The sequence below is a fragment of the Pseudomonas sp. SDO5532_S415 genome (assembly GCF_054071155.1).
The window spans coordinates 1-9,462 of record NZ_JBSVWS010000199.1; the positions used below are offsets into that span (position 1 = coordinate 1).

Genomic DNA, 9,462 nt, shown 5'->3' on the forward strand with positions numbered 1-9,462 from the left:
TGGGCGCCATCATAGCGCCCGATTGAAGTGTCCAAAATCATTAGGCCAGTTCAGCTCGCTCGCGAAAAACCCGAGGGCGCCGCTGGGTATCTGGTTTCACGCGCCATCGTTCACCACCATCGCGAGCAAGCTCGCTCCTACAGTCCATCCGTGTCGTACGCAAAGCCTCTGTAGGAGCGAGCTCGCTCGCGAAAAACCCGAGGGCGCCGTTGGGTATCTGGTTTCACGCGGTCAGCGCTCAAAGCCAGGCTTTGACTTGCGCGCAGACCGCCTGGGTCGAGATGCCATAGCGGTCATGCAGCGTTGGCAAGGCTCCGGCATCGAGGAACGCATCGGGCAATGCGATCTGCCGGAAGGTCGGCGTCACTCCGTTGCGCAGCAGCACACCGGCGACCGCTTCGCCCAGACCACCGATGATGGAGCTGTTTTCTGCGGTGACCACCAGGCGACCCGGTTTGCGGGCTTCAGCCAGAATGGTTTGCTCGTCCAGGGGTTTGATCGTCGGCACGTGCAACACGGCGACATCAACCCCATCCGCTTGCAACTCTTTCGCCGCCTCCAGGGCACGCATGGTCATCAAACCGGTGGAGATGATCTGCACATCGTTACCGGTACGCAGGGTCTTGGCTTTGCCGATCTCGAATTGGTAGCCGTATTCGTCCAGCACCAGCGGCACATTGCCGCGCAGCAAACGCATGTACACCGGCCCGTTATGGGCTGCAATGGCGGGCACCGCCTGTTCGATTTCCAGCGCATCGCACGGATCGACGATCATCAGGTTGGGCATGGCGCGGAAAATCGCCAGGTCGTCCGTGGCCTGGTGGCTGGGGCCGTAGCCGGTGGTGAGGCCGGGCAAGCCGCAGACGATCTTGACGTTGAGGTTTTCCTCGGCAATCGCCATGCAGATGAAGTCATAGGCGCGGCGCGAAGCGAATACGGCATAGGTGGTGGCGAAGGGCACGAAGCCTTCCCGGGCCATGCCCGCTGCCGCACTCATCAGCAGTTGCTCGGCCATGCCCATTTGATAGAAACGATCCGGATGGGCCTTGGCGAAGATGTGCAGGTCGGTGTACTTGGACAGGTCGGCGGACAGGCCGACGATGTCCGGGCGTTGATCCGCCAATGCGGCCAACGCATGGCCGAACGGTGCGGATTTCGTGGCCTGGCCCTCAGAGGCGATTGAGGCAATCATCGCTGAAGTCGTCAGGCGTTTTTTGGCAGGCGTAACCGTGGAAGTCGGCGTGTGGGCTGCGTTGCTCATTGGTTGTTTCCTTCTTCAAGGTTGCTGAGTGCCAGATCCCATTCGTGTTCTTCGACGCGGATGAAGTGGGTTTTTTCGCGGGTTTCGAGGAAGGGCACGCCTTTGCCCATTTTGGTGTCGCAAATGATCACCCGTGGTTGAGTGCCGGGATGGTTGCGTGCGGCATCGAACGCGGTGACCAGAGCTTCCAGATCGTTGCCATCGACGCGTTGGGTGAACCAGCCGAAGGCCTGCCAACGATCGACGATGGGTTCGAACGAAAGAATTTCACTGGAATGGCCATCGGCTTGCTGGTTGTTGACGTCGACAATGGCGATCAGGTTGTCGAGCTTCCAGTGCGACGCCGACATCACCGCTTCCCAGGTCGAGCCCTCATTCAGCTCGCCGTCCGACAACAGGTTGTAGACGAAGGCGGGTGAGCCTTTGCGCTTGAGTCCCAGGCAGGCTCCGACGGCGATGCCCAGACCCTGGCCGAGCGAACCACCGGTGATCTCCATGCCCGGGGTGTAGGCGGCCATGCCCGACATCGGCAGGCGGCTGTCGTCCGCGCCGTAGGTTTCCAATTCGTCCAACGGGATGATTTCGGCTTCGATCAAGGCTGCGTACAGGGCAATGGCGTAGTGACCGATCGACAGATAGAAGCGGTCGCGTCCTTCCCATTCCGGGTCTTCGGGCCGATAGCTCAGGGCGTGAAAGTAAGACACAGCCAGCAGGTCGGCGGCGCCGAGGGCCTGGCCGACGTAGCCTTGCCCCTGAACCTGGCCCATGCGCAAGGCATGGCGGCGAATGTTATGAGCGCGTTGCGCCAGCGTCGTAGATGACGTGAATGCAGGATGAGCAGTCATGGTGAAACTCCAATGAATCAACGATTGACCGAGGCGGCGGGGATGCGCAGTACCAACGTGGCACCGAACAGCAGTACGCCGGTGATCAGATACATGCCGATGGCGCTGGAACCGGTCTGTGTGGTGACCCAGCCGATCAGGTAAGGCGAACAGAAGCCGGCGAGGTTGGCGAAGCTGTTGACCGCCGCGATGCCGGCAGCGGCAGACACCCCGCCCAGCAACGTGGTGGGCAACATCCAGAACATCGACGTCGCGGACAGGATTCCGGAAGCGGCCAGGCAAAGACTGAGAATGGAGAGCAGTACATTTCCACCCATCAGGGCAGCCAGGCTCAACCCGAAAGCACCCGCGATCATCGGTACAATGAGGTGCCAGCGCCGCTCACGATGTTTGTCACCGCTGCGTCCGGCATACAGCATGGCCACAATCGCGCAGAGATAGGGCAGGCTGGACAGAAAGCCGATGTGCAGCGGATCGGAAACCCCCGCGTTACGCACCAGGGTCGGCAGCCAGAAGGTGATTGCGTACTGCCCCATCACCACGCAGAAGTAGATGCCGGCCAGCAACCACAGACGCCGGTCGCGGATGAACTCGCCTACTGAGGCATGGGTCACTTTCTGCTGGTCGTCCTCGGCCAGTTCACGGCTGATCAAGGCTTTTTCGTCCTCATCGAGCCAGGTGGCCTGATGCACGCCGTCCTTCAGATAACTCAGCACCAGCAGGCCGATAACCACCGTCGGCACCGCCTCCAGGACGAACATCCATTGCCAGCCGGCCCAGCCGTGCATGCCGGCGAAGTGGTTCATGATCCAGCCCGAGAGCGGGCCACCGACCATGCCCGACAGCGGAATGGCAATGAACCACAACACGGTCATGCGCGCACGCCGGTAGGACGGAAACCAGTAGGTCAGGTACAGCAACAGCCCCGGTGCCAGGCCGGCTTCGGCAACCCCGAGCAGAAAGCGCAGGGCGTAGAACTGCCAGGCGGTTTCGACGAAGGCGAACAGGGCGGAGACGATGCCCCAGGTGATCATGATGCGGGCGATCCACACACGTGCACCGACCCTGTGCAGGATGATGTTGCTGGGGACTTCGCAGAGGAAGTAGCCGATGAAGAACATGCCGGCGCCCAATCCGTAGACGGTTTCACTGAGCGCCAGGTCGTTCATCATTTGCAGCTTGGCAAAGCCGACGTTGACCCGATCCAGGTAGGCGCACAGGTAGCACAGCATCAAAAAGGGCATCAGGCGCCACGCGGTCTTGCGGTAGGCGTTGGAGCGCACGGTCGAAACCGCTTCGAGCGACAGGGTAGTCATGATGGTCTGATCTCTTGTTTTTATTGACCGCCAGGCGATGAGGCCCGGCTGCGTCGTCGATCCAGATCCGCACGGGCCGCCAGGCCCGTCAGGTGTCATCAGTGAATCAGCATGCCGCCGTTCACATCCAGGGTGATGCCGGTCAGGTAAGAGGATAGGTCGCTGGCCAGGAACAGCGCAGCGTTGGCTACATCCTGCGCCTCACCCAGGCGTCCGAGGGGAATGCCGTCGATGATGGCGTGACGGCGTTCGTCCTGCATCAGGCCACCGGTGATATCGGTATGGATCAGGCCGGGGGCGATGGAGTTCACGCGGACCTTGTCCGGCCCCAGTTCCCGGGCCATGGCTTTGGCCAGACCCAGCACGCCGGCCTTGGCCGCGCTGTAATGAGGGCCACCGAAAATGCCGCCACCGCGTTGAGCGGAAACGGAGGACATGCACACGATGCTGCCGGATGACTGCTCACGCATGACCGGAATCACCGCCTGGGACATCAGCAAAGTGCCACGCAGGCTGACGTCCAGCACCTTGTCGTAATCCGAAGGGCGGATGTCCAGGGTCTTGAGGGGTTGGGTGATGCCGGCGTTGTTGACGAGAATGTCGATGCGACCGAAGTGCTCGATGATTTTCGCGACAGCTTGCTGAACCTGGGATTCGTCTGCGACGTTGGCCGCGAGACCGAGATGGCCTTCGCCCAGGGTCGCAGCGGCATCGCGTGCGGCGGATTCATCCAGATCGAGGATCACCACACGGGCGCCGTGTTGCGCGAAGGTGGTCGCGGTAGCGCGGCCAATGCCTCGTGCGGAAGCTGCACCGGTGATGATCGCGACTTTGCCTTGAAGAAGCATGGAGGAGTACCTCTGAGATTGTTTTTATGGGTTCGACTCAAATCGAATCGATGACTCAGCTTGTTCTCCACACCGACCCTGAGCAATAACGCGAACTTCACTGGATGCTGAAAAAAATTCAGCACTCGCCAACGGCCTGTCCGGATGCTTGAATGGCTTAACCCCCGTTTCATGCCACTTGCAGCGGAACAACAATCATCATGGGTTCAAATGACGACGCACCTGCAACACTGCCACCGCTGAAAGCCATTCAGGCCTTCGAGCAGACCGCCCGCTTCGGCAATGTCGCGCGCGCCGCCGAATTGCTCGACCTGACCCCCTCGGCAGTCAGTCACCAGTTGGCCAAGCTGGAGGCGATGATCGGGCGACAGTTGTTTTTCCGAACGGCCCGAGGCGTGACCTTGACGCCGGTCGGCGAGCAGTACCTGACGGAGGTTTCCGGCATCCTGCACAGCCTCGCCGTGGCCACCGAACGCGCCTCCAGCGATGTCAGTCTCGATTGCCTGCGTCTGCACTCATCGCCCAGTTTCGGGCTGCTGTGGTTGATGCCGCGCCTGGAGCAGTTTCGCGAGAGTCACCCGGATATCCAGCTCAATCTCTCGTGCTCTTATGAGTCGCTGCACTTCAGTCGCGACAAGATCGATGTCGACATCCGCCATGGCATGCCCAATTGGCCCAGCTATGAAGTACGGACGATTCGCAATGAGCAGATCGCGGTCATGGCCTCGCCGAAACTGCTGGAGAAGCGCCCGATCCGCACGGTCACGGATTTGCTGGACAACAACCTGATCCTGTCGGAAGCCACATTGATCAAGTGGCCGCAGTTGTTTGCCCAACATGGCGTGTCACGCCCCGAAAAGCCCTACACCCTCAGCTTCGATCGTTCCTACATGACGCTGGAGGCCGCCAGTCACGGGCTCGGCTTTGCCCTCGAAAGCACGCTGCTGGCGCAGGACTATCTGGCACGCGGTGCGTTGGTCGAGGTGGCGCCCGAGTTGAGCGCGCCGATCACCGCCCACCACCTGGTGTTTCCCCGTGCCCATTCGAACTTCCCTCGGGTAAGGCGTTTCCTGGAGTGGATGCAGAAAGAGCTGGGGCATGATTTCAGTTACTGAGCCTTTGGCTTTAATTGATGATTCGCACAGTCGTACCTGCCGGTACTCTCGAAAAGAACTCTTCGATATCGTGGTTGTACATGCGAAAGCAACCATGACTGGTACGTGTGCCGATGCCGAATTTCTTGTTTGAACCATGGATAAGGTATGTCGACTGTCCCAAACGTATTTTATAGGGACCAAGTGGGTTGTCTGGCCCGGGGGGGACACGGCTCGGCAATGGATCCCCGTCCGCCGCATGTTCGGCACGAATGGAAGGGGTAGGAAACCACGAAGGGTTGGCGACTTTCTCGGTAATGCGAGTCGTGCCTGAAGGGGACGACCAGCCTTCACGGCCAATTCCTACCGGATAGGTGTAAACGTACCGGGTTCCGGCAGGAAAGTAGTACAGGCGAAGTTCAGCCAGGTTGATAACCACACCCGCCCTCGGACCCTCAGGCAAGGTGAATTGCGTAGGGATCTGAATGCTCGTACCGACCTTTGGCAACCAGGCATCCACACCGGGATTGGCATCCAGCATTTCTTGATACCCAAGATTGTAGCGCTCGGCCAAATCAGCAAAGGTGTCTTCAAAACGCGCGATAACGAATTGCTTGCTACCCACCACTGAACTTCCATCGGAAGGCAGTTCGTAGCGGGCAGCCATACTGGGCTGAACAATAAAACCGGCTATCAACGCTGACGCCAGCCGTAACTGATTGATTCTGGAGGGGGCCACTTTGGCGACGGGAAAAAACCGTACCGCTTTGATCATCGGGAAGCCTTGAATAGCTGGCGACTGGGTTCGTGAAGGGCACGATACTCAGTGATCGCTACTCAGAGGACAAACGCATAATCTTAATGGCATCTAGTTGAAAAACGAATCAATCGTGCCGTGCTGGAGGTGTCGAAATTGATCTGCTGCCAACCTTCAGCCACCAGGTAAACCAGAGTGTTATGCGGAGCCCTTGGATTTATTGCTGCATCCTGTGCACGTATGAACTTCAATTTACCCGTCTAGTCTCTGTCATTTGCCTGATTACACTCTTCGGCAACACCAATCGAGGAGTGCAAGATGATCAACAATGTCAGGATTCATGATGTCGGCGGGCCTCAAGTCTTGAGTCTGGAGCAAACCACCACTCAGCCGCCGGGTGCCGGCGAAGTCTGGCTGGAACAGGTGGCGATCGGCGTCAACCCTCTGGATCTGAGTCAGCGATCCGGTGCGGTGCGTATGGCCTTGCCGTCTGCGCTCGGTCTTGAAGGCGCCGGGCGGGTGGCGGCGATTGGAGCGGGTGTCAGTGAAGTCGCGGTAGGTGACAGGGTTGCCTATGCCACAGGGCCGCTGGGTGCCTACGCCAGTGGGCGTCTCTATCCGGCCAACCGGCTGGTGCGGATTCCCGATGAACTGGGCTTCGCCGAAGCGGCTGCGGTGATGTTCAAAGGCATTACCGCCCAGTATCTGCTCAAGACCACGTATCCGGTGGGGCCTGGCACTCGGGTGTTGTTGTATGGGGCAGCGGGGGCGTTGGGGCAAATCATGGTGTCGTGGGCCAAGCACCTGGGAGCTTTCGTGATCGGTGTGGTGTCAAAAGCGCAAAGTATCGAGCGCGCCAGGGCGGCCGGTTGTGACGAAGTGCTGGTGTTCGATGCCACCACGCTGGCCGATCAGGTGGCGCAATTGACCCAAGGCGAAAAGGTCGATGTCGTCTATGATCCGATCGGCCGGGCGACCTTCGAGGCGTCCCTGGATAGCTTGCGCCCCCGTGGCCTGCTGGTGTCCTTTGGCATGGCCTCGGGTCCGGTGCCCGCGATGGAAATCAGCGTCTTGAATGCCAAGGGCTCGCTGTTCCTGACCCGGCCATCGCTCGCTGTCCACACCGCCACGGTGGATGAGTATCAAGCGCGTGCCAGAGAGGTGTTGCAGGCTTTCGCAGCGGGTATCATCCAGCCACGAATCTGGCGTCGCTATCCATTGGCCGATGTAGCGCTTGCGCATGCCGATCTGGAGAGTGGCCGCTCGCAAGGCGCGATCGTGCTGGAGACTTGAGTTGTTTGGCCCCGTGAGGTAGTTGCTTGCATGGATCTTTTCGATAGCCGCCAGGCGGATGAGCTTGCGACGCTGATGGCGTTGTCCGAGCATGGCTCATTCGCGGCGGCGGGACGGGTACTGCAACGCCACCCTTCAGTCCTTTCCAAACGACTGAACGCCCTTGAGCTGCGACTGGGTATCCGCCTGGTCGAACGCACCACACGGCAACTGCGCTTCACCGACGAGGGGGAGCGCCTGGTCACCCAGTTGCGTCATGCGGTCAACCTGATCAACCAGGCGCAACAGGATGCTGCGCAAGGTGCGGCCGTGGTCAGAGGCCGATTGCGGATAGCCTTGCCGGCGGCCATGGGACGGCTATGGCTCAGCGCCATGGTGTCGGAATTCGCACTGGCCTATCCCGAAATTTCACTGGAGGTCGAATACGCGGAGCGATTCGTGGACATCGTCGCCGAGGGCTTCGATGCGGCCATCCGCATCGGTGAGCTGGCCGACAGTCGGCTGGTGGCCAAAAAACTGAGTGACCACCGTCGAATCCTCTGCGCCACGCCAGGCTATCTGCATAGCAAGGGCACGCCGCGCACGCCGGCAGACCTCGCTGCTCACAACTGTCTGGGCTTCACCGGACTGCACGCCTGGCCGGAATGGAAACTGACGCGAGAGGGCGAGCAGAAGTCTGTCCGGGTGCGTGGCAGCATGGTCAGTAACGATAATGAAGCATTGCTGGTCGCCGCTCGATCCGGTCTGGGCATTCTCGCTGGCGGTGAGTGGTTGATGAAAAGGGAGATCGATTCCGGTGTTCTGCAGCGGGTGCTCCCGCAGTGGCAACTGGATGCCGAAGGGGGTGTGTATCTGGTGCGTCCATCGGCCAGGTACAGCACGGCGGCGACCGCTGCGTTCAAGCAGTGGATTGAAGAGCGGTTTTCCGTGGGCGCTCCCTGGGCGTAATTTCTCCTATCTACGAGTACCCGAGTTCGGTCAGGAGTCTTGCATGAAAGTCGGCGTGATCTCCGATACTCACGGTGTGCTCCGTGCCGAAGCCCTTGCCGCACTGGCGGATTGTGAACGGATCATCCATGCCAGCGACATCGGCAAACCGCACATCCTCGATCAACTGGCCGCCATTGCCGCGCTGCATGTGGTGCGCGGGAACAATGATCTGCAGGCTGCATGGGCTGGGCATCTGGCCGACCACCAACGCTTTGACCTCAACGGATGGCCGACCCTGCTGGTTCATGACATGGCGGATGTCCCGGCGTTGCTGGAGACGGGCACCCGGCTGGTGATCACCGGCCATTCCCATAAGCCCTGCGTGGAATGGCGCGGCGAACGGCTCTACCTCAATCCGGGCAGCGCGGGTCCGCGGCGATTCAAATTGCCGGTGACACTGGCGCTGCTCGAAGTGCATGAACACACGATCGAGCCGCGCCTGGTTTCGCTGTTGGAATAAGCTTCCCGACGTCACTATCAGTTTCTGCACTCCGCCAACACCACTTGGCAGGTATCGGGCGTGCCGCCGGATCGGCCGGCATAGCGTATGCAATTGTTCAGGGACTTTTGCCGGGCGATGCTCAAGGTGACGCCCCACGCCAGGCCACCTTCGCCAACCGTGGGCAGGGCTTTTGCGTAGCAGTTGGAGCCTATGCTCGGGCTTGCATATTGAGGGGGAGGCTTGTCTGCGCATCCCGCCATCAGCGCCAGGTTGATCGCGAGCAACGAAGGCAGGACCCATGACGAGCATTGACGCGCTGTTATTCCGGTCATCCCGTTTCCCCCGGAGCAAGAGGCTGGAGACGTATTGCTGATCGTGTTCTGTTCAGATTAGTCGCTGTTGCGTCTGTCCTTGGCGCAGTTCAGCGGAATCAGCGCAATGGGGGGCGTCACAGGTTGAGGGACAGGCTCAGGGCGTGGAGGGGCATGTACCGCGAAAATCCAAACCGAGGCGGCCTGACAGCCGACCTGACTTTTGCAGACGTCCCCAATCCCCCTGTGGGAGCGAGCCTGCTCGCGAAGGGGCCGTGTCAGTCGACATCAAGGGCGGATGTCAG

General features: G+C 60.2%; 9 protein-coding genes and 1 pseudogene. 4 read left to right on the plus strand and 6 right to left on the minus strand.

Annotation, left to right across the window (positions count from 1 at the left end; genetic code table 11):
• Positions 1 to 238: 238 nt before the first annotated feature.
• The 4 genes from ACW9HW_RS26640 to ACW9HW_RS26655 form a co-directional block, all read right to left on the minus strand.
• Positions 239 to 1,261 (minus strand): transketolase family protein, encoded by a 1,023-nt coding sequence (locus tag ACW9HW_RS26640; protein ID WP_457402274.1) that lies wholly within the window; start codon positions 1,259 to 1,261, stop codon positions 239 to 241.
• Positions 1,258 to 2,106: a transketolase gene (locus ACW9HW_RS26645; RefSeq protein ID WP_095196098.1), complete on the minus strand. Its 849-nt coding sequence runs from the start codon at positions 2,104 to 2,106 to the stop codon at positions 1,258 to 1,260. Before ACW9HW_RS26645 ends, ACW9HW_RS26640 begins: the two co-directional genes overlap by 4 nt.
• 17 nt (positions 2,107 to 2,123) lie before the next feature.
• Positions 2,124 to 3,422: an MFS transporter gene (locus ACW9HW_RS26650; RefSeq protein ID WP_095196099.1), complete on the minus strand. Its 1,299-nt coding sequence runs from the start codon at positions 3,420 to 3,422 to the stop codon at positions 2,124 to 2,126.
• Positions 3,423 to 3,520: 98 nt separating this feature from the next.
• Positions 3,521 to 4,270, minus strand: coding sequence for an SDR family NAD(P)-dependent oxidoreductase (locus tag ACW9HW_RS26655; protein ID WP_095196100.1), 750 nt, complete (start codon positions 4,268 to 4,270; stop codon positions 3,521 to 3,523).
• Between the two features lie 200 nt (positions 4,271 to 4,470).
• Between ACW9HW_RS26655 and ACW9HW_RS26660 the strand changes: the two genes are divergently transcribed.
• Positions 4,471 to 5,385, plus strand: coding sequence for a LysR substrate-binding domain-containing protein (locus tag ACW9HW_RS26660; RefSeq protein WP_095196101.1), 915 nt, complete (start codon positions 4,471 to 4,473; stop codon positions 5,383 to 5,385).
• A gap of 13 nt (positions 5,386 to 5,398) precedes the next feature.
• Here the strand turns inward: ACW9HW_RS26660 and ACW9HW_RS26665 are convergent.
• Positions 5,399 to 6,139, minus strand: a pseudogene (locus tag ACW9HW_RS26665) (L,D-transpeptidase family protein); the annotation flags it as partial.
• Between the two features lie 300 nt (positions 6,140 to 6,439).
• On the opposite strand from ACW9HW_RS26665, the gene ACW9HW_RS26670 reads away from it, so the two are divergent.
• The 3 genes from ACW9HW_RS26670 to ACW9HW_RS26680 are packed head-to-tail and all read left to right on the plus strand — an operon-like array spanning position 6,440 to position 8,864.
• Positions 6,440 to 7,414 (plus strand): quinone oxidoreductase family protein, encoded by a 975-nt coding sequence (locus ACW9HW_RS26670; RefSeq protein WP_095196102.1) that lies wholly within the window; start codon positions 6,440 to 6,442, stop codon positions 7,412 to 7,414.
• A gap of 30 nt (positions 7,415 to 7,444) precedes the next feature.
• The gene (locus ACW9HW_RS26675; RefSeq protein WP_457402277.1) at positions 7,445 to 8,362 is read left to right on the plus strand and encodes a LysR family transcriptional regulator; all 918 of its coding nucleotides are present in this window, start codon (positions 7,445 to 7,447) and stop codon (positions 8,360 to 8,362) included.
• A gap of 43 nt (positions 8,363 to 8,405) precedes the next feature.
• Positions 8,406 to 8,864 (plus strand): metallophosphoesterase family protein, encoded by a 459-nt coding sequence (locus ACW9HW_RS26680; RefSeq protein ID WP_457402279.1) that lies wholly within the window; start codon positions 8,406 to 8,408, stop codon positions 8,862 to 8,864.
• Positions 8,865 to 8,881: 17 nt separating this feature from the next.
• Here the strand turns inward: ACW9HW_RS26680 and ACW9HW_RS26685 are convergent, their stop codons facing one another.
• Positions 8,882 to 9,178 (minus strand): hypothetical protein, encoded by a 297-nt coding sequence (locus ACW9HW_RS26685; RefSeq protein WP_095196105.1) that lies wholly within the window; start codon positions 9,176 to 9,178, stop codon positions 8,882 to 8,884.
• Between the last annotated feature and the right edge of the window lie 284 nt (positions 9,179 to 9,462).